The sequence below is a fragment of the Streptomyces litchfieldiae genome (assembly GCF_031845365.1).
Lineage (GTDB): Bacteria > Actinomycetota > Actinomycetes > Streptomycetales > Streptomycetaceae > Streptomyces > Streptomyces litchfieldiae.
Genome location: NZ_JAVREL010000010.1, coordinates 33,998 through 58,207, shown reverse-complemented (window position 1 = coordinate 58,207; position 24,210 = coordinate 33,998). Strand labels below are relative to the sequence as shown.

Below are 24,210 nucleotides of genomic sequence, written 5' to 3'. Positions count from 1 at the left end.
ACCGGTACGGAGGTGTGCGATGGCGCGGAAGCCCGATCCCGAGGCGCGGGAGCGCATGCTCCGGACCGCGACCCGGCTGTTCGCCCAGCACGGCGTGCACGCCGTGGGCCTTCAGCAGATCATCGACGACTGCCACTGCGGGAAGAACCTGCTCTACCGGGAGTTCGGCAGCAAGGACGAGCTGGTCATGGCCTTCCTGGAGCGCTGCGCGCGGTCCTGGCAGGAGGCCCTGGACCGGGCCGCCCGGGCGGCCGACGGCGACCCGGCGGGCCAACTGCTCGCGCTGGTCGACGCGTTGGCGGAGGAGGCCGCCGACCCCGCCTTCCGGGGGTGCGCCCTGCGCAACGCGTTCGCCGAGTTCCCGGACGAGGACCACCCCGCGCACCAGTTCATCGTCGAGCACTACGCGGCCCGGCAGGCCGATCTGCGCGCGATCGCCCGCCGGGCGGACGTCACCGACCCCGACGAGCTGGCCGACCGCGTCGAGCTGATCCTCGACGGCCTCAACACCAACGGCGCGGTCCTGGGCACCCGGGGCGCCGCCGGCGTCGCCCGCGCCTTCGCCGAGGACGTGATCCGCGCCGCGCGCGTCCCGGCGGGCAGCGGACGCCAGGACTCTTTTCCTCGCCTCCCCCAACGGCCCCGGAGCGCTTCCGGCCGCCCCCCGGGCTCATGAACGGCCTCCGGAGTGCACAGCTCCGGCACCTTTCGCGGGCGGATTATTCCGTTTAGCTTGTTGCCGTTCAACAACACGGGGACTTGGCGGAAGGAGGCCATTCATGCGGATCCGGTGGCCTCGCAGCGTCTCCACCCAGGTGCTGCTGGTGCAGCTCGCCATCACCGCCGGGGTCACCGTGTTCGCCACCGGCCTCTTCCTCGCGCCGCTCAGTGACCAGCTCGACGACCAGGCCATGCGGCGGGCGCTGTCCATCGCCCAGACCACCGCCGCCGACCCGGACACCACCCGGGATCTGCTCGCCACCGAGCCGGCGGCGGACGGGCCCGTGCAGGCCGCCGCCGAGCGGATCCGGCGGGGCACCGGGGCGCTGTACATCGTGATCATGGACACGCACGGCACCCGCTGGTCGCACACCGACCCCGAACGGATCGGCGGGCGGGTCTCCACCGACCCCGGCCGCGTCCTCGCCGGCGAAGAGGTCATGCAGATCGACAACGGCACGCTGGGCCGTTCCGCCCGGGCCAAGGTGCCGCTGCGCGACGACGGGCACATCGTCGGCGCGGTGTCGGTCGGCATCGCGTACGACGGCGTGCGCGACCGGCTGCTCGGCGTGGTCCCGAGCCTGCTGCTGTACGCGGGCGCCGCCCTCGCCGTGGGCGCCCTCGCCGCGATCGGCGCCTCGCGCAGGCTGCGGCGCGGCACGCACGGGCTCGCGTTCGCCGACATCTCCGCGCTGCTGGACGAGCGCGAGGCGATGCTGCACGGCATCCGCGAGGGCGTCGTGGCGATCGACGCCCAGGGCCGGATCCGGCTGGTCAACGACGAGGCGCGGCGGCTGCTGGGCCTGGACGGCGACGTGACCGGGCGCCCGCTGGGCGAGGTGCTGCCGCCCGGCCGGACGGCCGACCTGCTGGCCGGTCGGGTCGCCGGGACCGACCTGCTGACCGTCAGCGGCGGCCGGGTGCTGATAGCCAACCGGATGCCGACCGGCGACGGCGGGGCCGTGGCCACGCTGCGCGACCGCACCGAACTGGAGCTGCTCGGCCGCGAGCTGGACTCCACCCAGGGGCTGCTCGACGCGCTGCGCGCCCAGGACCACGAGCACGCCAACCGCCTGCACACCCTGCTCGGGCTGCTCGAACTGGACATGCACGACGAGGCCGTCGCCTACGTCGCCGAGCTGGCCGACGCGCGGCGCGCCTCGGCCGAGCAGGTCGGTGAGCGGGTGGGCGACCCGCTGCTCTCGGCACTGCTCGTCGGCAAGTCGGCCGTCGCGGCGGAGCGCGGCGTGTCCCTGCGCGTCTCCCCCGCGACGCTGCTGCCCGACCGGGTGGCCGACCCGCGCGACCTGGTGACCGTTCTGGGCAATCTGATCGACAACGCGCTGGAGGCCGCCGCCGCGCACCGCCGCCCCGACCCCTTCGCCGAGGTGGAGCTGCGGGCCGAGGGGACCACCGCCGTCCTGCGGGTCTCCGACACCGGGCCGGGCCTGCCGCCCGGCCTGCGCGACCAGGTCTTCGCCGAGGGCTGGTCGACCAAGCAACGGCCGGCCCACCGCAGCCGGGGCCTCGGTCTGGCCCTCGTCCGGCGGCTCGCCACGCGCCACGGCGGCACCGTCGAGGTGACCGAACGGGCGGGCGGCGGCGCGGTGTTCACGGTCGTGCTGCCCGAGGCGCTGAACGAGGCGCCGGACAACGAGGACAGGGCCGGCGAGGTCCGGTTCACCCCCGCCGGGGAGGCACGGTGATCGACGTACTGGTGGTGGAGGACGACCCCCGCGTCGCCGCGATCAACGCGGCCTATGTGGCCAAGGTGCCGGGCTTCCGGGTCGCCGCCCTGGCCCACAGCTCCGACGAGGCGCTGGCCGAACTGGCGGGCGGCGGCGTCGATCTCGTGCTGCTCGACCACTACCTGCCGGACGGCACGGGCCTGGGCCTGGTGCGGCAGATCCGGCAGCTCGGCCACCAGGCCGATGTGATCATGGTGACCGCGGCCCGCGACGTGGAGACCGTCCGGGCGGCCATGCGGTACGGCGTGCTGCAATACCTGGTCAAGCCGTTCAAGTTCTCCGGCCTGCGGTCCAAGCTGGAGGGATACGCTGCGCTGCGCCGCACCCTCGCGGGCGTCGGCGGCAACGGCGAGGCGGCCCAGGAGCAGGTGGACCGCATGTTCGGCGCGCTCCGGACGCCCGAGGCGGCCCCCGCCGAACTCCCCAAGGGGCACTCCGCGTTGACGGCCGACCTCATCCGCCAGGTGCTGAACGAGGCCACCTCGCCGCTGTCCGCGCACGAGGTCGCCCAGCGCGCGGGGGTGAGCCGTTCCACCGCGCAGCGCTATCTGAAGTATCTGGAACGCGTGGGCCGCCTCAGCCTCACGCTCAAATACGGCGACGCCGGCCGCCCCGAACACCGCTACGCCTGGGCCAGAGGTCACTGACCGCGCGCCTCAACACCGCCTTGAACTGGGCTTTTGCTCATATTTCCCACGCCGCCGACTCTTGTCGCGCAGTTCGGGCGGAACCTACGGTCATGCGGACCGTGGTTCAAGGGCGAGCGATAGGTAGCCGGAATGATCACTTTCATGGGCTTCGCCATGATCGCAACTTTTCTGACATTGATCATGACGAAGAAGATGTCCCCGCTCGGGGCGCTCATCTTGATACCGGCGTTGTTCTGCGTTCTCGTCGGCCAGGGCGCGGAACTCGGGGACTACGTCATCGACGGAATCGGACAACTGGCGCCCACCGCCGCCATGTTGATGTTCGCGATCATCTATTTCGGCGTCATGATCGACGTGGGTCTTTTCGACCCGATCGTCCGGGGAATTCTGCGGTTCTGCAAGGCCGACCCGATGCGGATCGTCGTGGGAACGGCGTTGCTCGCGGCGATCGTCTCGCTGGACGGCGACGGCTCGACAACGTTCATGATCACGGTCTCCGCGATGCTGCCGCTGTACCGCCGGCTCAAGATGGACCTGCTGATCCTGACCGCCGTGGCCGCCACCGCCAACGGCGTCATGAACACCCTCCCCTGGGGCGGCCCGACCGCCCGCGCCGCCACCGCCCTGGGCCTCGACGCCGGTGACATCTTCGTGCCGATGATCCCGGCCCTCGCCGTGGGCCTGGTCGCCGTTTTCCTCCTCGCCTGGCTGCTCGGACTGAAGGAACGCAGGCGGCTGGGCACGCTGGCCCTGGACACCCCGGGTGACCGGGAGACCCTGCCGGCGGCGCTTCTCCAGGCCGAAACCGGTGGCGAAGCGGGCGGCGAAAGCGGCGGCGCCCCCAAGCCGGTGACCGGCGGCGCCGGCCCCGGGGACGACGACCCCGAGGAGGCCGTCGGCCTGGACCCGCGGCGGCCCACCCTGCGCCCGCGGCTCTACTGGTTCAACGCGGCCCTCACCGCCGCCCTGCTCACCCTGATGATCCTTCAGGCGCTGCCGATTCCGGTGCTCTTCCTGCTCGGCGCCGCGATCGCCCTGAGCGTCAACTACCCCAACATGCAGGACCAGAAGGCGCGGATCGCCGCCCATTCAGAGAATGTCCTCAACGTCTCCGGCATGGTTTTCGCCGCCGCCGTCTTCACCGGCGTCCTCACCGGAACCGGCATGGTCGAGAACATGGCGCTGAGCCTCGTGGACGCCATTCCCGACGGGCTCGGCCCGCATATGGAGCTGGTCACCGGCCTGTTGAGCATCCCCCTCACCTATTTCATGTCCAACGACGGCTTCTATTTCGGCATCGTCCCGATCCTCGCCGAAGCAGGCGCCGCGCACGGGGTTTCCTCGACGGAAATCGCCCGGGCGTCCCTCGTCGGCCAGCCCCTGCACATGTCCAGCCCTCTTGTGCCCGCGGTCTACGTCCTGGTGGGTATGGCCAAGGTCGAATTCGGCGACCACACGCGATACGCCGTCAAATGGGCCGCACTGGTCTCCCTGGTGGTGCTCGGCGCGGGACTGCTCCTGGGCATCATCTGAGGACATCGGGGCCGGTGCCGGTGCCCATGACCCGCCGCGGGCACCGGCCTCGGGGCCTCGTTCACCATACGTGATATATACCCGGTATGCGTTCGCACCACAGATCACCCTCGCCCCGGCTGACCGCCCTGGCCGCCTGCGCGGTGCTGGCCGCGGCTCTCGCCGTCGGGCCGAGCGCTCCCGGGGCCGCCGCCAGTCCGGCCGGTGCCCAGGCCGCCTCCCCCGGACAGCCGGCGCAGGCGCCCGGGGAGCGCCTGGTCACCCTGGTCACCGGCGACCGCGTCGTGCTGAACGAGGCGGGAGAGACCACCGGCCTGATCCCGGCTCAGGGCCGGGAACACATACCCGTCCAGTTCGTCGAAACGGCCGGTGCCACGCTGGCGCTGCCCGCGGACGTGCGTCCGCTGCTGGCCGACGACGTCCTGGACCGGCGGCTGTTCGACGTCACCGCGCTCGGCGAGGCGGACAACGGCCTCCGGCTGCTCGTCACCCACGAGGGCGACGAGCTTGAAGAGCTGACCATCACGCCCGAACGGGCCGCCGAGGTATGGCAGTCACTGACCGACCCCGCCGGACGGAACGGGACACCGGCCGCCGCCCCCGGCATCGAGTCGATCGCGCTGGACGCCACCGCCGAGGACGTTCCCGGCACCCGCGCCGACGGCGAGGAGCCGCTTGTCGACCTGACGGTCGAGCCCGTCGGCCGCGACGGGCGCCCGGCCGTGCCCGCGTCCACCGTCGTCGCCAACCTCGACCGGGCCGAGTTCTACGAGCTGGCGGTGAGCGCGGACGGCACCACCCTCACCGGCCGCGTCCCGGCCGGACGTTACGCGGTGGACGTCACGTTCCTGGAGTGGGCCGAGGACGGCACGACCCTGCTGAGCTCCGACTGGCTGATCCGTCCCGACGTGCGCGTCACCGGCGACACCACCGTCCGCGTCGACGCCGCCGACGCCCGGCCGGTGACCATGACCGGCCCGGACGACGACGCGACGCAGGAGTCCGTCATCCTGGCCAACGAATACGTGGCCGAGAACGGCGACTTCGGCATGGCCGCCACCTGGGCCTATCCCGCCGCGCCCGGGGGACACCGCACCGCGCAGTTGGGCCAAGTCGCCGACGGCTGGCGGATGTCCGCCACCGCCAGCACCTGGTGGAAGAACGGCGACCGCCGCTACCACCTGGCCGACCGCGCCGAGGACTCGTTCTACACCGGGCTCGACCTGCGTGTGCCGCTGCGCGACATGGCCCGCGTCACCACCCGGCAGGGCGCCTGGGCCGACGGCCGGCACGGCCAGTTGATCACCAGGTCGTCGCTGGTCGAGATCGCCGCCGCGCAGGCGCGTGAACTGCCGCGCGTCACCGAGGTGTTCGTCCAGGCCGACGCCGGCCGGTGGAGCCAGGAGCTGTGGCAGTTGGGCCCCGACGGCGGCGAGGAGTCGGTCCACGGCTCGCAGGCCAGGGAGTACCGCGCCGGGCACCGCTACCGGGAGGCGTTCAACACGGCCGTGTTCGGCCCCGCGCCGAACGCCGGGGACAACGGGATCTTCCGCACCGGCAACGTGATCCACGGCGGCACCAGCCCGTTCGGCGACGGCGCCGGCCACGGCGGGAGCAGCCTGACCGACAGCGCGCGCGTCACGCTGTACCGGAACGGCGAGGAGTACGCCCGCTCGACCGAGTCCGCCGACTGGTTCGCGTTCGACGTGCCGGCCGACGAGGCGGCGTACGAACTGGTCGTCGAGGCCACCCGCCCGGGCGCGACGGCCGGCACGGCGGTCACGGCGTCCTACGCGTTCGCCTCGGGCCCGGCCGATGCCGGGGAAACGGTCCAACTGCCGTCCGGCGCCGTCCACTTCACCCCCGACCTGACGCCGGAGAACACCTCACCCGCCGACCGGCGCGTCCGGATCCCGGTCACCGCGCGCGGCACCGCCGGGCCGGCGGCCTCGCTCGCCGTCGAGGTGTCCTACGACCGGGGCGAGACCTGGGCCCCGGCCCCGGTCCGCAACGGCCGCGTTCACGTCGACAATCCGCCGGCCGGCGGAACGGTCTCCTTCCGCGCCGAGGCCCGTGACCGCGACGGCAACACGGTCACCCAGACACTGATCGACGCCTACCGCACGGCCTGACGGCCGGGCGCCACACGAAGTCGCGCGGCCCCGGCAAGGTCCCACTCCGCCGGGGTCGCGCGGCTACGATGCGCCCTGCTGACCGAACACCCATACATTTTCCGGGACTTGGGCCGTGGAAGACCGGAAACTCGCTGACCGTTACCGGCTGGTGCGCCCGCTCGGACAGGGCGGCATGGGGGAGGTGTGGGAGGCCCACGACGAGAGTCTGCGGCGGCCGGTCGCGGTCAAGGTGATCTCGGCCCTCGCGGGCGGCGGCAGCCGGGCCGACGAGGCGCGCGCCCGTTTCCTGCGGGAGGCGCGGATCACGGCCGTCCTCCAGCACCCGCACATCGTGACCGTCCACGACCTCGGCGAGGCCGCCACCGACGAGGGAACCACGCCGTTCCTGGTCATGGAACTGCTCCAAGCCCGGGGCCTGGACGCCGTCATCCGCCGCGGCCCGGCCGGCGAGGCGGACGCCGCTCGGTGGGGCGCGCAGATCTGCGACGCGCTGGCCGAGGCGCGCGGCCGCCCCGAACAGCGCAGCGACCTGTACGCGTTGGGCTGTCTGCTCTTCGAACTCCTCACCGGGCAACTGCCGTTCACCGCCCCGGACACCGTCGGGTACCTCACGGCGCACTTGAACGACACCCCTCCGGCGCCGAGCAGCGTCGCGCCCGGCGTCTCCGCCGCCTGGGACAACCTGGTCCTCAGGCTGCTGGCGAAGGACCCCGGCCAGCGCTACGACTCGGCCGCCGCGCTCGCCGACGAACTGCGCCGCCTCGACGGCCTGGACCGGACGGCGGCGCGTTACACCCCGACCGTCGCGGACCCGGGCGAGCAGCGGCCGGCCCCGCCCCCCGCGACGGCCCGCGGCAACTCCTCGCCGGCACCGACCAGCGCGGCGACCACGCAGACGGCGCCACGGCCGGCCGGACGACCCGGCGCCACGCGCCGCGACCTGCTGTGCTGCGCGGCGCGGGCCCCGCCGCGCTCGCGGTGGCCGGCGGCGCTGTACCTGACCGGCGCTCCCCGGAAGGACCCGGTCGCCTGGTCGCGGAACATCGGCGACGTCGACCTGATGAACAGCTCCGGTTCCGACGTCATCGTGGCCGACGGGCGCTGCCACGTGGCCCGCGGCAACGACTACCGAGATGACGCGGTGCTCTGCACCGTCGACCTGGCCGGCGGCGAGCCCCTGTGGGAGGCCCCCCTCAACGGGCTCTGGGCCAGCGGGGAAAGGCACTTCACGGTGATCGACGGCACCGTGCTCGCCATGACCCGGCACCGCGACGAGTTCGACTTGCTGCACGCGTTCGACGCGGCCGGCGGCGAGCGCCGGTGGCAGCGGGAGATCGCCCTCGGCACGCAACTGGACGTGCACCGGCCCAGCGGCCTGCTGATCACCGGCGAGGACCGGCTGGTCGTCGGGATCGACCCGCGCACCGGCGACAGCCGCTGGACGTTCGACGCGTCCCCCTACGGCGGGTTCGTGCCGGCCGGCGATCTGGTGCTGTGCGACGGCGGGTGGGCGGTGCACGGCGAGACGGGCGAGGAGCTGTGGGAACGCTCCGACATCTTCCCGAGGGGCGACCGCGGGCAGGCCCTCGGCGAGGGCATCCTCTGCTAAGAGGCCAACGGGAGCGTCGGCATCGACCTCGTCTTCCGCGAGGCAGGCACGGGCGACGTGGTGTGGCGGAGCCCGTTCCAGGACAGCGAACCGGAGCCCGTCGTCGGGGCGTTGCGGCCCATCGAGTCGCTGGTGTCGGACACCACCGTGTTCCTGCCGCTGGCCGCCGGGGGCCACCGGAAGCCGACCGCCCTGGACGGGCTCACCGGCGAGGAGAAGTGGAAGTACGACGGCACCTACCAACCGGACGGCCCGGACGGTCCGGTGGCGAGCGTGCCGGGCGGGTTCATTTTCCCCACTCAAGGGGGAACGGTGTGCCTGGCCGCCTACGACGGCGCGGAGCGCTGGCACGACGAGGCCGACAGCTCCCAGGGGGTGGGGATCACCGACAGGTACGTGATGCTCCGCCGGACCAAGCAGGAACGGCTGTTCCAGCGCTGGACCACCGTGCGGATCCTCGACTCGGGGAACGCCCGCGAGTTCTGGACGGGCCAGTTCGACAGCAACGCCGTCAGCGGCCCCGCGTCGGACGGTGACGGCCTGATCGTCGTCCTGGACAACGGCGGAACGCTGTGGGCCCTGCGCCCGTGACCCACCGGAGCGCTGTCAGTGCCGTGTGTCACGCTCGGCGCATGGGATTCTTCGACGATCTGGTCCTGCCGGAGGAACCGGCCACCGAGCGGCCCGTGCTCGCCCGGTTGACGGCACCGACCGAGGACGACGCGCGGTACGCGCCACCCGTTGACCGCTTCGCGCCCGTGCGGCTGTCGCAGCTCGCGGTGGCGGGCGCCGGGCCGGACACCCGGGTGCTGCTGACGGGGTGGTCCGTGTGGCCGCGGTCCGCCACCCTGCACCTGGCGGTCTTCCGCGGGATCCGCAGGCAGGGCACGCTTGCGAACCGCCAGTCCGGGCTCCGGGTGGGTCTGCGGTTCTCCGACGGCCGCCGGGTGACCTCACTGGACGGGACGGTGCCGCGGCACTTCCGCTTCACCGGGCCGGGGGGCGAGGAGAGGGAAGCGGCGACGACGCAGGCGGTCGGCCTGATCCCGCTGGATCCGGGGATGCATCACTCCCACCGGTCGCTGTTCAAGACCGACGTCGATCTCTACCTGGCGGAGCTCCCGCCCCTCGGGGACGCCCAGTTGGTCGTCGAGTGGCCGGACGAGGGGATAGCCGAGACCCACACCCCGGTCGAGGTGGCGGCGCTCCATGCCGCCACGAGCCGGACGATCGAGGTCTGGCCGGGACTTGAGCCGCCGGAGCCGACGGAGGAGTCGCGTTCGATCGCGACCATGGAGCTGGGCGGACCGCCCTCGTTTTTGGCACCGCCGCTGACTCCGGGCCGGCTCAGGAAGCGCCGTCGCGAGGAGGAGGCGCGGCAGCGATATGTGCCGCGGGCCGACTGGCAGCGCATGAGCCCCCAGGACTGGGCGGACGCGGCCCTGGTCCGGGCCCGGCTGGACGGCGGCGCGCCGCCCGGGGACCCCGTCGGCTGGCGCGGCACCGCCCCGCTGCACCTGGTGGCGGAGCAGGGCGCGGAGGAGGCGGTGCGGGAGCTGCTGTCCCGGGGCGTGGCGGTCGACGTTCGCAACGAGGACGGGCACACGCCGCTGTGGTTCGCCGCCCAGAGCATGGACGAGGGCAGTGTCCGCGCGCTGATCGACGCCGGGGCGGATGTGTGGACGCCGCAGTCGGGGCCCTGGTCACCGGGCCGGCTGTTGCTGACCACATCGCTCGCACCGCTCGTCGCGGGCCTGCCGAACGCGGAGGAGCTGCCCGCCGGGGAGGCCGCCGCCTTCCGGGCGGCGGACGCGCTCATCGCGGCCTTCGGCACCGAGCCGCTGTGGACGGACGGGCTCGGCATCGCCTTCGTTCAGGGCCTGAGCGAGGACGAGGTGATCCGGCGGCTGGGCGCCGATCCCGCGCGGTGCCCGCGGGTGGACATCGAGGACGCGCCGTTCGACCCGGCGGACTACGAGGAGTCCCTGCGCTATGTGAGCGTGCGGGGCGTGGACGGGTCTCCCGGCGGCTGTGCGGTCACCCAGGACGGCTACCTGCCACATGACAACGAACTGCTGCGCGCGATATCGGCGGGCACCGCCGCCTACGGGGTGTACTTCAACCCCGACGGCGGGACGTTCGGCACCCTGGCCCGCGACGGCGAGATCGTCGCCCGGGACGAGATAGGGCTCTGGCAGCACAAGTCGGACCCGAGTGCCTACTGGCACTTCCGTTTCTGGCAGCGCGGACACGCGTTTCCTCATGGCGCCGACATCCTCGCCTACTGCTGCGCCGCGGCCGGCCTGAAGATCACCGACGGCCGGGCCGCGCTCGGTCTCGGCACCCCGCACCGCTGGCTGGAACTGCCGTCGCGGCTGCGGCGATGAAGGGGGGCGGGCGGCATCGCCTGGGTGATTTGTCAACAATCTCGTTAGACTGGCACGCATGAACGAGACACCGCGCTGGCTGACCCCCGCCGAACAGCGGGCCTGGCGGAGCTTCGTCCGGATGCAGCAGAAGCTCCAGGGCCGGCTGTCGCGCCGGTTGCAGGCCGATTCCGGCCTGTCCGAGGCCGACTACACGGTCCTCGTCGAGCTGACGGACGCGCCCGACGGACGGCGCCGCTTCCTGGATCTGGCCAAGGCGGTGGAGTGGGAGAAGAGCCGGATGTCCCACCACATCACCCGCATGACGAAGCGCGGGCTGGTGACCCGGGTCGAGTGCCCCGAGGACGGCCGGGGAGCGTTCGTGGTCATCACCCCGGCGGGCCACGAGGCGATCAGGGCCGCGGCCCCGCTGCATGTCGAAGCCGTTCGCGAGATGTTCCTCGACCACGTGACACCGGCGGAGCTGGACATGCTCGGCCACCTCTGCGAACGCGTCGTGGACCGGCTGGACGCGCCCTCCCATCCGGCCGAGCAGGTGGAGTCCGGAGCCTGATCACCGCCGGGTGGGCCGCCGGGGCGGAGCCCTCTCACATGGCCAGCCCGAGGGTCACGGCCGCGGCGACGGAGAGAACGGTGAGCACGACGGGAGCGAGGGCGTTGCCCCGGGCGGCGGGATCGGCGTAGTCGCCCGCCCTGGCGTGGAACGCCACCGCGCCGGCCATCATCAGCGCGAAGCCGACGGCGGCCGCGATGCCCAGCGGCTGCCAGAACAGTCCGACCACCAGACCGCCGGCCGCGGCGACCTCGGCCACCCCGATGAGGCGGACGAGCCCCGCGCTCAGCCCCATGTGCTCCTGGAGCTTCACGGGGACGTCTCCCTTGAGAAGCAGCTTCGGCACGCCGGCGGCGAGCGACACCAGGGCGAGGACGACGCTCAGAATGGCGGCGGTCACATACATCGCAGGCGATCCTTCTGGCAGGCCGCCGCCCGGGGAGGGGCGACGGCGCGGCGTATAGTTGATTCATCATCCACCCTAGAGCCCGCGGCCGACTCGTCCAGCACAGGCTCGGGCCGTGTCGCCGAGGCGATCGGTCAGCCCAGCTCCGTCTCCAGCCACCGCACGACATCGGGGGTCACGGGGTCGGCGAGGCCGGCGAACTCCTCGTGGCGCTTCAGGAACGCGGCCACGTACGGGCAGGCGGGAACGACGCGCAGTCCGGAGGCGCGCGTGTCGGCGAGCGCCTGGCGGACCAGTTGCCCGGCCAGGCCCCGGCCGGAGAAGGCGTCGCCGACTTCCGTGTGGAAGAAGACGCGCTGCCCATCGCGGTCGCGGTACTCGGTCAGGCCGGCGCGCTCGCCGTCGACGAGGATCTCGTACCGGTGCGCGGCTTCCACCCGCTCGACGACCGGAGCGGCAGACGGTTGGCTCATGAGGGTGCCCTGCTTTCGAATGGGGGAGGTCAGCGACGTGGGGGGGTTCCCGCGCGGCCTGATGGTGGCGTTCGGGAGAGCGGGCGCCGGAAGCCGGTCGCCCGGGTATCCGCCAACGGCGCCGAAGCGGGCGGAGGACGCCTCCCAGTCCTCCCGGGCCCGGACGATGTCCTCGTGGCTGCGGCCGATGAAGTTCCACCACATGACGATCTCTTCCTCGAACGGCGGGCCGCCGAGCAGGATCGCCCGCGCCGGGCCGTCCGACTCGTTCGCCAGCGTCAGGGCGTCGGCGCCGGGCGGAACGTAGCCCAACTCACCCGGCAGCAGCGGGGTTTCGGCCAGGCGGACGTTCCCGCTGTCCACGAGCAGACCGTGCTCGAACGAGGCGTCCACGGGGAGGGATATCGCCGCCCGCGGCGCGAGGGTGACCTCGGCGCCGAGCAGCGGTGTGAACGTCCGCACCGGAGAGGCGTCGCCGGCGAGCGAGCCGAGGAAGACCCTGAGCTCGGCGCCCTCGATCCGCCGGGGCCCGGGCACGTAGTGCTCGAAGTTCCGCTCGGTGTCCCGGTGTTCCTCCGGCAGCGCCACCCACAACTGGACACCGTGGAGGACCGTTGTGCGCGGGGTGGAGACCTCCGAGTGGGCGATGCCGTGTCCGCCCGTCATGAGGTTCAGCTCACCGGGCCGGATGAAGGCGTGGCTGCCGAGACTGTCGCGGTGCTCGACCTCCCCGCTGAACAGCCAGCTCACCGTTTGCAGGCCGGTGTGCGGATGCGGGGCCACCTCCATGCCGCGCGTGGCGGCGACGTCGTCGGGGCCGTAGTGATCGGCGAAGCACCAGGCCCCGATCAGGGTCCGGTCCCGCTGCGGCAGCGTCCGCCGCACGGTCATCGAGCGCGGCCCGCCCAGCGGCACCTGCCGCGCGGCGAGCACATCGACCCGCGGCGCCTCGGCCGGCCGCCCGCCGTCGACCGATGCCCCGCATCTCACCACCGCGGGCTCGGCTTCCACGTTGCTCACCGGGACCACCTCACGTTCAGTCTAGTTGTTACATCAACTATAATGCCACGGTAGGCCGAAACGGTCCCAAGGAGGCCAGGAGTGATGAGCAACGTGCCAGGATCCGCGACGCGGCGGATCTTCATCGACAAGCAGAGCCCCAAGGCCTTCCACTCACTGGTGCAGACGTCGGAGGCGGTACGCGCGGTCGCCGCAGAGGCGGGGCTCGACCGCACCCTCGTGGAGCTGCTCAACATCCGCATATCGCAGATCAACGGCTGCGCCTACTGCCTCGACGTCCACACCAGGGCCGCCCTGCGCGCTGGCGATTCCGCACGGCGCCTGGGCGTGCTGGCGGCCTGGCGGGACACCGACCTCTTCACCGACGCCGAGCGCGCGGCCCTCGCGCTGGCCGAGGCGACGACCACCCTCACCCATGGCGCCGCACAGGAATCCGCCTACGAGGCCGCCCGGCAGGTGCTCACCGACGACCAGATCTCCGCGGTGATCTGGGTGGCGATCACCATGAACGCGTTCAACCGGGTCTCGATCATGAGCAAGCACCCGGTACGGCCGGAACGGAGCACTCCCCCGGACGAGGAGAACGGCCCCGGCGGCGCGGCAGCCGCCGGGTAGGCAGGACCTGGGTTTCACCCGGTCCGGAAGCGGGCCGCTGCGAACAGGCGCTTGGTCATGCGGAGGCGTTCATAGGTGGCGATGGCGGGGGCGTTGCCGGCGAGCACCATGAGCGCGGCGCGGCCGTACCGTTCGACGAGGGCGTCGAGGACGAAGCCGGACACGGCCCGCGCGAGACCGCGTCCGCGGGCGGCGGGGTGGGTGAGGACCCCGCCCATGAACCCGCACCCGGCCGCGGACCAGGCGTCCGCGGCCACCGCCAGCGGCTCGGCTCGGACGCCGCCGTCCGCCTGGCCGACGACCCCGGCCCAGCGGCGCACGCCCGCGCGTCCCGGCCGCGCGTAGGAGTCGGGGAAGAAGCGGTCGAACAGCGAGGCCGCCTCCTTCTCCTCGCGGGCATCCAGCCACCGCACGTCCGCGGGGGCGGCACCGGTGGGGGAGGTCGTCTCCATCCAGAAGAAGGTGTGGATCGGCGTCAGCCCGGGCAGCCGCCGCACCAGCGCGTCGATCAGGGCGGCCTCGCCCAAAAGCCGGTAGGACGGGCCGACTTCCTCCAGGACCCGCCGCACCAGAACGAGCGCGTCGGCGCTGTCCCCTTGGACCGCCAGCCGGTCCTGCCGCGGGTTGGGACTCGCCACCGCCAGCGCCCCGCCGTGGCGCCAGGCCCGCACCCCCGGCCCCAGGCCGTCGCCACCTTGCCCCTGCGCGGCCCAGATCACCTGCCCGTCCCCGGCCCCGGCCCGCTCTATGTCGCTGAGTCGTGCGAGTTCTTCCACTGTGTTCGCCGCCTAGGTTCGCCGCCTGAGCCGATCCAGCCCGCGCACGGCAGGGTATCGACGTGGTACTCCCGCTCGCGTGACGGCGTCGCTGCTAGGGTCCTGCGCGACAAGGCGTATCGACCGATACGCGCAGGCGATACAGCGGAAGAACGAAGAGCGATGGACGAGTTGACGAATGAGCGGATCGTTCCCGGGACCTCGCTGCGCGCGACGGCGGTCAGTGTCGGCACCTCCTTCCTCGGCAACCCGCCGGGCACGGACGGGACGCCGGCCGAGGCGGCCGACGCCCTGGCGCGGGCGATGTTCGCGAGCCCGTTCGCCGTGATCGACACCTCGAACAACTACGCCGAGGGCCGCAGCGAGACCGTCCTGGGCACCGCCGTCCGGCGCGACGGGCTGCCCGTCGGCAAGGCCATCGTCACCAAGGTCGACGCCGACCGGGTGACGGGCGCGCTGGACCGCGACCGGGTCTGGCGGTCGTTCGAGGAGAGCGTCGCGCGCCTGGGACTTGAGTACCTGCCGCTGCTCCACCTGCACGACCCCTACACCATCGAGTTCGAGGAGGCGCTCGCGCCCGGCGGGGCGGTGCAGGGGCTGGCCGAGCTGCGCGACCAGGGGCTGGTCGGGGCGCTCGGCATCGCCGCGGGCCCCGTCTCCCTGATGCGCCGGTACGCCGAGAGCGGCGCGTTCGACGTCCTGCTGACCCACAACCGGTACACGATCGTGGACCGCCGGGGCGAGGAGCTGATCGACCTCGCGGCCGAGCGCGGCATGGGCGTCTTCAACGCCGCGCCCTTCGGCGGCGGCATCCTCGCCGGCCGGGGCGAGGCGTACGCCTACAGCCAGGCGGGGCCGGAGCTCCTCGCCTGGGTGGCGCGCGCCCGCGAGCTGTGCGAGCGGTGGGAGATCCCGCTGCACGCCGCGGCGCTGCGGTTCTCCCTGCGCCACCCGGGCATCGCCTCGACCATCGTGGGTGTCAACCGCCCCGAGCGGCTCACCCAGCTTCAGGAGCTACAGGCCACCACCGTCCCCGAGGAGTTCTGGCCGGAGCTGGCCGCCCTGGGCACGCCGCCGTCGACGCTGGAGGACTGACACCGGCGCCCACCGCTGCGAGGCTGCCTCGACCGCTTTCACGCACGGCCCGGCGGCCCCGCTTCGATGCGGGACAGCAGCCGCGCGTACGACCCGCGTGCGCCGCTCAGATGCTCCAGCCACCAGGTGACGCCGGCCGCCTCGTAGCGCGCGAAGACCCCGTCGTCCGGCCCGGCGGAGACCCCGGTCATGGCCACCTGGAACGGCGTGTCATGGCCGGGGCCGCGCAGCTCCCGGATGCGGGCGAGATCCTCGGCCAGGCCCCCGGGATCCCGTGTCATCTCACCGTCCTCGTTGTCCCCGCCGATGATCCAGCCGTCCCAGCGCGCCGCCCGGCGCTGCGCGGCGCGACTGTCGCCGCCGACCCAGATCGGCACGCGCGGGCGCTGAACCGGCAGCGGCGCCAGCGTGACCCCGTCGACGGCGTAGTGCTCGCCCTCGTGGCTGACCTGCCGCCCCGCCCACAGCGCCGAAACGACCTCGAGCGCCTCGTCGAGCATCCCCGCCCGCACCCGCGCCTCCGCCGGCTCCCCGAACGCGGTGAACTCCGCCGGGACCCCGCCGGCCCCCGCTCCCAGCACCACTCGGCCGCCGCTGAGCCGGTCGAGGGTGGCCACGGCCTGGGCCACGACCACCGGCCGGCGGCGCGGCAGCGGCGTGACGGCGGGCCCCAGCCGGACGCGGCTCGTCGCCTGGGCCACCGCCGCGAGCAGCACCCAGGGATCGGCCGACGGCACGCCCCAGGCGAAGGCGAGATGGTCCCAGAGGAACACCGCCTCCCACCCGGCGGCCTCGGCCGCCCGCGCCATCTCGACGACCCGGGCCGGCTCGGCGAGCTCACCGAGCGTGCAGATGTCCACCCCATATTGCATGGCCTCATCGTCTCAACGAGGTCTGACAGCGCCCACCGGACGGACCGAGGAGAAGGCGGTGGCGAGCTGGTCGAGGAGCGGCGCCGCGGAGGAGTGGGGGTCGCGGCGTGGCGTGATCGCGTAGATGCCGCGGGTCGGCGGATCGACCAGGCCCACCGTGGTGACGTCGGTTCGCAGCGCGCACGTCAGCACCCCGGGGATCAGCGCGATGGCGTGGCCGGTCGCGACCAGCGCCAGCTTGCCGAGCAGATCGGCCGCGGTGAGGTCGATGCGGGCGCTGACTCCGGCGCGGGCGGCGTGCTGGCGCAGCAGGGCCGCCGAGCCGTCGTTGTCCTCGACCCAGGTCTCGTCGGCCAGCGTCCGCATGTACACGGGACCGCCCCCGGCCCGCGGATGGCCGGCGGGCAGGACGACGACCATGTCGTCCAGCCCGAGGAACCGCCGTTCGACCCGCGGGTCCTGGGGCAGTCCCGGTGGCGCGTCGGTGACGACGGCGATGTCGAGATCGCCGGCGATCACGCGGTGGTGCAGTTGCGCGCTCAGGCCGGGGACCAGGCTCCACCGGAGGGACCCGGTCTCCCGCAACAGGCCGCGGATGGCCTCGGGAACGATCCCCGCGGCCAGCGAGGGCGTGGCACCGACGGCCAGCGGCCGGTCGAACGCCCCGTCGCGAACGTCGCGTGCGGCGCGTACGGCGCGGTCGGCCTCGTTGAGCGTGGCCAGGGCGTGGCGCCGGAACGCCTCGCCGGCCGGTGTCGGACGCACACCGCGCGCGTGGCGTTCCATCAGTGGCACGCCGAGCTGCCGCTCCAGCCCGGCGATCTGCCGGGAGACGGCCGATTGCGTGTGGTTGAGCTGGGCGGCCGCCGCCGACAGCGACCCGAGGCGGCACACGGTCACAAAGGTCCGCCACACGGTCAGATCCATGGCCCCAGTATGCCCAGCCGGTATGCGTACCCCGCAGGGCCGGCCCGCGAAATCTGCGCTTGTCGCAGCCGTCGAGGTACACCACGCTGACACGCATGACCGCACCACACACGCTCGCCGTCCTCGGCCTGGGGCGCATGGGCGAGGCGATCGCGACACGACTCGCCGCGCAGGACTGGAACGTCGTCGGCTGGACTCGCTCCGGGCGCGCGTCGGGCACCGTCGAGGTGACCGGCGATCCGAACGACGCCGTGGCGAGGGCCGACCTCGTGCTCCTGTCGCTGTTCGACGGGCCTGCCTGCCGACAGGTCCTCGACGACGTCCGCGACTCGCTGCGAACGGACACGATCGTGCTGAACACCAGCACCATCGCGCCCGACGAAGCGTCCGAACTTGCCCGGCGGCTCGGCCCGTCCCATGTCCACGCGCCGGTCCTCGGCTCCGTACCGGCCGTCGCCGCCGGAGCCCTGCGGATCCTCGCCGCCGCCGAGCAGGGCGCGTTCGACCGAGCCCGACCGGTTCTGGAAACGCTGGGCACCGTGCGCCGCGTCGACGACGCCGCCACCGCCGCCGCGCTCAAGCTGATCGCCAACAGCAGCCTCGCCGGCGCCGTTCTCGCGCTGCGCGACGCGCTGCGGCAGGCCGACGCCCTCGGCCTGCCCCGCGCCCAGGTGCTGGACGTTCTCGAACTCGGCCAGCTCGGCGGGCTGGTGGCCCGCAAGCGCCCCTTCCTCACCGACCCGCCGACCGCCGGAACCGCCGAGTTCACCATCGGCGCGCTGGCCAAGGACATGGCCCTGCTGGCCGCCGCGTCGAACGCGCCCCTGCCCGTCGCGGCCGACCTGGCTGGCACCCCCGCCGGCACCGAGGCCGACATCGCCGTCGCCGCCACGGTCCCCGCCACGGACGACGAAGTGCTCGAACCGCTCCACGCCTACATCCGCGGCCATGCCACCGGCGACCCCACCCACTTCCGCGACGCGTTTCTGCCCACCGCGCACATCGAGGGAATCCGGGACGGCGCGTTCGTCTCGTGGCGCCTGGGCGAGTACTGCGCCCTCTTCCAGGGGCGGCCGGCGCCGGATGAACCGACCCGTTCACGCCGCGTCGACGTCCTCGGAGTCCACGGCACCGTCGCGACCGCGACCATGACGCTCCACCACGGCGCGGACACGTTCACCGACATCTTCCTGCTGGTCCGCGCCGACGACGGCTGGCGCATCGCGAACAAGGCGTACCACCGGCACTCCAGCGCGAGTTGAGGAAGAGAACCGCCGGAGCCGTGGCGACGTCCTGGTGGGGTGGAGCATTTCTTCGGTTGTAGGGAGCGGCGTGGAGGATTTGCTGGCCGGGGATCCGCGGGAGGTCGGGCCCTACCGGTTGCTGAAGCGGCTGGGCGGGGGCGGGATGGGGCAGGTATTCCTGGGCCGTTCCCGTCGTGGTGCCCGGCTGGTGGCGGTGAAGGTGGTGCGGCCGGAGCTCGCCGGGGACGCCGATTTCCGGCGGCGGTTCGTCCGTGAGGTGGAGGCCGCGCGGCAGGTGGGCGGCTTCTACACCGCGCACGTGGTGGACGCGGATCCCGAGGCCGACCCGCCATGGCTGGCCGCCGCCTATATTCCCGGCCCGTCGCTGCAGCAGGCCGTCGCCCGGCACGGTCCGCTGCCGGAGCGCGCGCTGGGGCCGCTGGCCGCGGGGCTCGCCGAAGGGCTGGCGGCCGTGCACGACTGCCAGATGGTGCACCGCGACCTGAAGCCCGGGAACGTCCTGCTGGCGGCGGACGGCCCCCGCCTCATCGACTTCGGCATCGCCCGGGCGGCCGAGGACACGCAGCTCACCCGGGCCGGGACGGCCATCGGAACACCCGGATTCATGGCCCCCGAACACCTCCTGGGCAACGACGCCGGACCGGAATCGGATGTGTTCGCGCTCGGCGCCGTGCTCTCCTACGCGGCGACCGGCCGCCTCCCCTTCGGGACGGGCCCCGCGCACGCGGTGAACTACCGGGTTGTCCACGAGGAGCCGGACCTGTCGGGGCTGCCCGCGCCGCTCGCCGAACTGGTCGGTGACTGCCTCGCCAAGGACGCCCCGCGGCGGCCGACCGTGGTGGAGATCCTGGACCGGGTACCCGCTCCGGACGACACCGGAATCTCGTGGCTGCCGTCCACCGTCACCACGATGATCGACGAGCGAACGGTCGCCCCTCCGGAATCGCCGCCCCCTTCGTCCGCGTCCGGCGGTGCCGACGACCACACCAGGAGCCTCCCCCACCACGTCGACGCGCTCATCGGCCTGGCGAACGTGGAAGGGGAGGGGAATCCGGCGGAGGCCCGCAGGCTGTTCCAGCAGGCCATCGAGGCCGGCGGCACGCCCGAGCAGACGGCGGGCGCGCTCATCAGCCTGGGCTGGCTGGAGAAGCAGGCCGGGAATCTGGACGAGGCCCGCGGGCTGTACCAGCGGATCATCGAGATCGGCAACGCCTGGCAGCAGGCGAAGGCGCTCCTTTGCTGGGGCGTGCTGGAGAAGGACGATGCCGGGGATGTGGAGAAGGTTCGCGGCCTCTACCAGCGGGCGGCCGAGTCCGGCCAGTGGGGCATAGCCCCGGACGCGTGGGGGAATCTGGGCCGGGTGGAGAGGGAGGCCGGGAACGTGGACGCGGCCCGCGGGCTGTTCCAGCGGGCCACCGAGGCCCCCGGCCCGCCCGAGCAGATCGCCGGGTTGCTCATGACGTGGGCCGACATGGAACTCGGCGCCGGGAACCGCGAACGAGCCCGCCAGCTCTACAAGCAGGTCCTGGACGTCACATAAGCATCGCTCAGGACAGCACCCGATAGGTCACGTGCGTGACCGAGGTCGCCGCCCGCGACCGCACCTGCTCAAGATTCAGCCGCGGAACGCCGTCGAACAGCCGCGTGCCCGCGCCCAGCGTGAACGGCACGATGTGCAGCCGCAGTTCATCGATCAGGCCGGCCGCGAGGTACTGGTTGACGGTGGTCGCGCCGCCCTGGATCGAAATGTCGCCGTCCCCGGCCGCCTCGCGCGCGCGTTCCAGCGCGGATTCGATTCCGTCGGTGACGAAGTGGAACGTGGTGCCGCCGTCCATCGGCTGCGGATCGCGCGGATAGTGGGTGAGCACGAAGACCGGGACGTGATACGGCGGATTGTCGCCCCACCAGCCGTTCCACTCCCGATCCCACTCGCCGCGCACCGGGCCGAACATGTTGCGCCCCATGATGAACGCCTTGGCCGCCGTCGTCCGGTCGATCTCGGCCCGGTTCTCCTCGGAGGTCTCGGCGAACCAGGCGTGCAGCCTGTCGCCCCAGCCATCCCCGCCGTCGTCGCCGAACGGGCGCTGCTCGGTCTGGTTGAGCCCGGCCGAGTACCCGTCGACCGAGATCGACAGATCGCAGGTCACCTTGCCCGCGCCTTTGGTCATCGCTCTGTCCTCCTTGTGGCGACCGGCCGTCGCCCTCACGACCAGCTTCCGTCAGGCATCAGCATGGTGCAGAGCTGACATGACGTCCAATGCCAATCCCACGATAAATACATTGATAATCTTGATCCATGCTCAACCTGGTCCACCTCAAGGTGCTGGCCGCGGTGGCCCGCCATGGCTCGGTGACCGAGGCGGCGAGAGATCTGCACTACTCCCAACCGTCGGTGAGTCACCACCTGTCCCGCCTGGAAGCGGCCACCGGCGTCAAGCTCGTTCAGCGAATCGGGCGCGGGATCCGGCTGACGCCGGAAGGGCAGTTGCTGGCCCACCGGGCCGCCGAGATCCTGGGACGGGTCGACGCGGCGACCAACGAGCTGGCGGCGCAGGTCGGCCTGCGGGCGGGGCGGGTCCGGCTGGCCGCCAACGCGTCGGCGCTGAGCACGATCGTGCCGAGGGCGGCGGCCTCGTTGGCCCAGGCGCACCCGGGGCTCCAGCTCAGCCTGTTCGATCAGCACCCCGTCGAGGCGCTACGGATGCTGCGGCACGGCGAGATCGACGTCGCCCTCGTCTTCCAGCACGCCGATGCCCCGTTCGAGGAGGAGGGATTCCGCCTCGTCCACCTCGGTGACGACCCGATCCACCTCATCAGCGGGCGACCCGACGACAGCGTCGCGAACCACCGCCACTCCACCTGGATCGGCGGTTGTGACCGGTGCCAGGACGAGCTCAACGCGGTGTGCCGGCTTGCGGGCTTCACCCCCCGCATCGCCTCGTTCAGCGACGACATGGTCGTCGTGCAGGCCCTCGTCGCCGCCGGCATGGGCGTCACGACCCTGCCCGGCCTCGCGCTCCAGGCGCACCGCCGACCCGACATCCACGCCACCGAACTGACCGGTTTCCACCGCCGGATCCACGCCGCCACCTACGGCGACCCACCCGACCCGCCCGCCGTCGCCGCCGTTCTGGCCGCACTCGCCGAAGCGGCCACGCCGACGACAACCGTGGCCACCATGGAACCCGAGACGAGGAGAGCCTGATGCGGCAACCGACACCCCACAGCGCCTTGCGGCAGTTGGACGTGCTCGTGGGCGAGTGGGACATGTGGGCCGCCGGCCACAGCGCCGGCCCGGTCCGGACCGAGTTCGCGTGGCTGGAGGGCGGAGCCTTCCTGGTCCAACGCGCGGACACCGGACCCGAATCGACGCTTCCCGCCGAATGGGAGGCGAACACGCCGTTCCCCACCGTGACGCTGACCGGCTACGACGACACAGCCGGGGACTTCACCACGCTGTACGCCGACGGCCGCGGTGTCGCACGCGTCTACCGGACGAGCATGAACGACGGCAGGTGGCGGCAGTGGCGCGCCGCACCCGGCTTCCACCAGCGGTTCACCGCCACCTTCGCCGACGGAGGCAACACGATCAACGGCGGCTGGGAGCACTCACGCGACGGCGAGCTCTGGAGCCCCGACTTCGACGTGACGTACACGCGCGTCGGGAAGTCGTAGCCCCCACAGTCCTCACTTCGGAGAGAAGTCCGGCACCCGCACCGGCCGCGAACCGTTCCGCAGCGACTCCGCGCCGGCCACACCGACCAGCGACGCGGCCACCGCGGGCCGCACCGGAACCAGCGGGGGCTCCCCGCGTTCCACGGTGGCCTCGAAGCCCTGGAGGACGCGTACCGTCCCCTCATCCTGCCGCTCCACCCGCTGCCCGTTCAGGGTGAGAGGCGGCGGTGTCCGTTCCTCCTCGTGTGCGACGCCGTCGGCTCGTGTCCAGCTCTCCGCCCGGACGCGGACGGACCAGGAGCGTTCGCCGGGTGCCCGCACGGACTCGGCCAGCGCCCGGCTGCCGCGGACGGACAACCAACTCCAGTGGCTGTCGGGCTCGCCCTGGAGGAAGCCGTGCCGGGTGACGGCCAGCGCACCCGTGGACAACCGGACCGTCATGACGACGGCGTCGCGCGGGCTGGCCTCGTCGGCCGGGAACGCCGCCACCTCCACGGGCCAGGCGCCCGTGACCGCCAGCACCGGGGAGACGGTGTGCGTGCAGTACGCCGTCGCGGCGATACGGCCGCGCCAGCTTCCGGGGTCGCCGATGAGCGCGGTGATGACCTCCGGCGACATGCCGTGCAGGTAGTCGGCCTCGATCAGGCCGACCCGGCCCAGCTCGCCGCCCTCGGCCACCTGCCGAACCAGGCGAACGTGCGGGTGGTGGACAAAGTTCTCGGCGAAGGAATACGTGGCCGTGGACCGCTCGGCCGCCTCGACCAGGCGCCGGCCCTCGTCCTCGTCCACGCAGGCCGCGCACTCGGACAGCACGTGCACGCCCCGCTCCAGGAACGCGATGGCCAGCGGCGCGTGCTCATCGAAGTCGTTGGCCAGGACGACACCGTCCAGCCGGTGCTCCAGCAGGTCCTCCCATCGGCCGGTCACCACCGCGCCGGGCAGTTCCTTCCGCGACGCCTCCCGCCGCGCGGCGTCCCGGTCGCAGGCGGCCACCACCTCCATGCCCAACCGCCGGCACCAGCCCGCCAGGTGCAGGCCCCTGCTCAATCCGATGACACCAACGCGCATGCGGACATGATCACTTGACCTCGCCGGCACGTGGCAACCGCTTTTCCCGGCAGAGTGGGTCACCTCCCCGACGCCGGGATGAGGCCGGGAGCGAACGTTGCCCGTCGGGGCACTAGCGTGTGGCGAGCCGCTCCAGCAGGGCGGCGCTCCGGGCCAGCAACGCCCGCTCCTCATCAGTGAGTTCGGCCTCGATGGCCTGCGCGAGCCAGCCGGCCCTGCGGCCGCGCTCCGCTTCGAGCGCGGCCCGGCCCGCGTCCGACAGCTCGACCAGCGACTTGCGGCCGTCCGTGGGGTGCGCCCGGCGCGTGATCAGGTTCTGTTCCATGAGCAGCCCCACCACCCGGGCCATCGACTGGGGGCGTACGCGCTGATCGGCGGCGAGGTCGCTGGTGGTCATGGCGCCGTTGCGGTCGAGTGCGCCGAGCACGGCGACCTGGCCCAGCGGGATGCGGTCCTCGTGTTTGACGCGTCGGGTGAGCTTGCCCATCGCGGTGCGCAGTTCGGCGGCGATGGCGGCGGCTTCCGAGGTGGGCATAGGGCACTTTACCCCGTTGGTCAGCAAAGCTGTGCACCTGATCTGCACAGCAATGCTGTACAGCAAAACTGAGCAGCATTGCTGTAGAGTTTGGCGTGCCGGGCTCAGCGCCAGCGCTGTCGCAGCCGGGGCCACGGCACACACAACG

At 72.7% G+C, this 24,210-nt stretch carries 23 protein-coding genes and 1 pseudogene; 15 read left to right on the top strand and 9 right to left on the bottom strand.

Features of this window, described 5'->3' with window-relative positions; translation table 11 throughout:
- Positions 1-19 precede the first annotated feature (19 nt).
- From RM590_RS18070 to RM590_RS18030, 9 genes are all read left to right on the top strand, one after another.
- Positions 20-676: a TetR/AcrR family transcriptional regulator gene (locus RM590_RS18070; RefSeq protein WP_311705636.1), complete on the top strand. Its 657-nt coding sequence runs from the start codon at positions 20-22 to the stop codon at positions 674-676.
- Between the two features lie 103 nt (positions 677-779).
- Positions 780-2,426 carry a sensor histidine kinase gene (locus RM590_RS18065; protein WP_311705635.1) on the top strand — a complete coding sequence of 549 codons (1,647 nt, stop codon included), beginning with the start codon at positions 780-782 and terminating at the stop codon, positions 2,424-2,426.
- Positions 2,423-3,115: a response regulator gene (locus RM590_RS18060; protein ID WP_311705634.1), complete on the top strand. Its 693-nt coding sequence runs from the start codon at positions 2,423-2,425 to the stop codon at positions 3,113-3,115. Before RM590_RS18065 ends, RM590_RS18060 begins: the two co-directional genes overlap by 4 nt.
- Before the next feature lie 132 nt (positions 3,116-3,247).
- The gene (locus tag RM590_RS18055; RefSeq protein ID WP_311705633.1) at positions 3,248-4,651 is read left to right on the top strand and encodes a CitMHS family transporter; all 1,404 of its coding nucleotides are present in this window, start codon (positions 3,248-3,250) and stop codon (positions 4,649-4,651) included.
- Between the two features lie 86 nt (positions 4,652-4,737).
- The gene (locus RM590_RS18050) at positions 4,738-6,783 is read left to right on the top strand and encodes a hypothetical protein (protein ID WP_311705632.1); all 2,046 of its coding nucleotides are present in this window, start codon (positions 4,738-4,740) and stop codon (positions 6,781-6,783) included.
- Between the two features lie 115 nt (positions 6,784-6,898).
- On the top strand, positions 6,899-8,395 hold the full coding sequence (locus tag RM590_RS18045; RefSeq protein WP_311705631.1) for a protein kinase domain-containing protein: 1,497 nt from the start codon (positions 6,899-6,901) through the stop codon (positions 8,393-8,395).
- Between the two features lie 57 nt (positions 8,396-8,452).
- Entirely contained in the window at positions 8,453-8,986 is a 534-nt protein-coding gene (locus tag RM590_RS18040; protein ID WP_394813893.1) for an outer membrane protein assembly factor BamB family protein, read from the top strand.
- A 41-nt stretch (positions 8,987-9,027) separates the two neighbouring features.
- Positions 9,028-10,782, top strand: a complete 1,755-nt coding sequence (locus RM590_RS18035) for an ankyrin repeat domain-containing protein (RefSeq protein WP_311705630.1) — start codon at positions 9,028-9,030, stop codon at positions 10,780-10,782.
- A gap of 58 nt (positions 10,783-10,840) precedes the next feature.
- A complete protein-coding gene (locus RM590_RS18030; protein WP_311705629.1) occupies positions 10,841-11,335 on the top strand; it encodes a MarR family winged helix-turn-helix transcriptional regulator in 495 nt (164 codons plus the stop codon).
- 34 nt (positions 11,336-11,369) lie between these two features.
- Here RM590_RS18030 and RM590_RS18025 read toward each other — a convergent pair whose 3' ends face one another.
- From RM590_RS18025 to RM590_RS18015, 3 genes and pseudogenes are all read right to left on the bottom strand, one after another.
- Positions 11,370-11,741 carry a DoxX family protein gene (locus tag RM590_RS18025; protein ID WP_311705628.1) on the bottom strand — a complete coding sequence of 124 codons (372 nt, stop codon included), beginning with the start codon at positions 11,739-11,741 and terminating at the stop codon, positions 11,370-11,372.
- A gap of 134 nt (positions 11,742-11,875) precedes the next feature.
- Entirely contained in the window at positions 11,876-12,214 is a 339-nt protein-coding gene (locus RM590_RS18020) for a GNAT family N-acetyltransferase (RefSeq protein WP_311705812.1), read from the bottom strand.
- A 39-nt stretch (positions 12,215-12,253) separates the two neighbouring features.
- Positions 12,254-13,234 (bottom strand): annotated as a pseudogene (locus tag RM590_RS18015) (pirin family protein); the annotation flags it as partial.
- Positions 13,235-13,318: 84 nt separating this feature from the next.
- On the opposite strand from RM590_RS18015, the gene RM590_RS18010 reads away from it, so the two are divergent.
- Positions 13,319-13,849: a carboxymuconolactone decarboxylase family protein gene (locus RM590_RS18010; protein WP_311705627.1), complete on the top strand. Its 531-nt coding sequence runs from the start codon at positions 13,319-13,321 to the stop codon at positions 13,847-13,849.
- A gap of 14 nt (positions 13,850-13,863) precedes the next feature.
- On the opposite strand, the gene RM590_RS18005 is transcribed toward RM590_RS18010, so the two are convergent.
- Positions 13,864-14,625, bottom strand: coding sequence for a GNAT family N-acetyltransferase (locus RM590_RS18005; RefSeq protein WP_311705626.1), 762 nt, complete (start codon positions 14,623-14,625; stop codon positions 13,864-13,866).
- A gap of 162 nt (positions 14,626-14,787) precedes the next feature.
- Here RM590_RS18005 and RM590_RS18000 point away from each other — a divergent pair, with 162 nt between their 5' ends.
- A complete protein-coding gene (locus RM590_RS18000; protein WP_311705625.1) occupies positions 14,788-15,720 on the top strand; it encodes an aldo/keto reductase in 933 nt (310 codons plus the stop codon).
- 38 nt (positions 15,721-15,758) lie between these two features.
- Here RM590_RS18000 and RM590_RS17995 read toward each other — a convergent pair whose 3' ends face one another.
- Both RM590_RS17995 and RM590_RS17990 read right to left on the bottom strand, forming a co-directional pair.
- Positions 15,759-16,592 (bottom strand): LLM class flavin-dependent oxidoreductase, encoded by an 834-nt coding sequence (locus RM590_RS17995; RefSeq protein WP_311705624.1) that lies wholly within the window; start codon positions 16,590-16,592, stop codon positions 15,759-15,761.
- A gap of 12 nt (positions 16,593-16,604) precedes the next feature.
- Positions 16,605-17,519, bottom strand: coding sequence for a LysR family transcriptional regulator (locus RM590_RS17990; protein ID WP_311705623.1), 915 nt, complete (start codon positions 17,517-17,519; stop codon positions 16,605-16,607).
- 95 nt (positions 17,520-17,614) lie between these two features.
- Between RM590_RS17990 and RM590_RS17985 the strand changes: the two genes are divergently transcribed.
- Both RM590_RS17985 and RM590_RS17980 read left to right on the top strand, forming a co-directional pair.
- Positions 17,615-18,781 (top strand): nuclear transport factor 2 family protein, encoded by a 1,167-nt coding sequence (locus RM590_RS17985; protein WP_311705622.1) that lies wholly within the window; start codon positions 17,615-17,617, stop codon positions 18,779-18,781.
- Positions 18,782-18,851: 70 nt separating this feature from the next.
- A complete protein-coding gene (locus RM590_RS17980) occupies positions 18,852-20,324 on the top strand; it encodes a serine/threonine-protein kinase (protein WP_311705621.1) in 1,473 nt (490 codons plus the stop codon).
- Between the two features lie 7 nt (positions 20,325-20,331).
- Here RM590_RS17980 and RM590_RS17975 read toward each other — a convergent pair whose 3' ends face one another.
- Positions 20,332-20,952, bottom strand: coding sequence for a dihydrofolate reductase family protein (locus RM590_RS17975; RefSeq protein ID WP_311705620.1), 621 nt, complete (start codon positions 20,950-20,952; stop codon positions 20,332-20,334).
- A gap of 128 nt (positions 20,953-21,080) precedes the next feature.
- Here RM590_RS17975 and RM590_RS17970 point away from each other — a divergent pair, with 128 nt between their 5' ends.
- Positions 21,081-21,989, top strand: coding sequence for a LysR family transcriptional regulator (locus RM590_RS17970; protein ID WP_311705619.1), 909 nt, complete (start codon positions 21,081-21,083; stop codon positions 21,987-21,989).
- Entirely contained in the window at positions 21,989-22,459 is a 471-nt protein-coding gene (locus RM590_RS17965; protein WP_311705618.1) for a hypothetical protein, read from the top strand. The genes RM590_RS17970 and RM590_RS17965 overlap by 1 nt, the downstream gene beginning before the upstream one ends.
- A gap of 12 nt (positions 22,460-22,471) precedes the next feature.
- On the opposite strand, the gene RM590_RS17960 is transcribed toward RM590_RS17965, so the two are convergent.
- Both RM590_RS17960 and RM590_RS17955 read right to left on the bottom strand, forming a co-directional pair.
- Positions 22,472-23,527, bottom strand: coding sequence for a Gfo/Idh/MocA family protein (locus tag RM590_RS17960; RefSeq protein WP_311705617.1), 1,056 nt, complete (start codon positions 23,525-23,527; stop codon positions 22,472-22,474).
- 112 nt (positions 23,528-23,639) lie between these two features.
- A complete protein-coding gene (locus RM590_RS17955; protein WP_311705616.1) occupies positions 23,640-24,062 on the bottom strand; it encodes a MarR family winged helix-turn-helix transcriptional regulator in 423 nt (140 codons plus the stop codon).
- Positions 24,063-24,210: the final 148 nt, after the last annotated feature.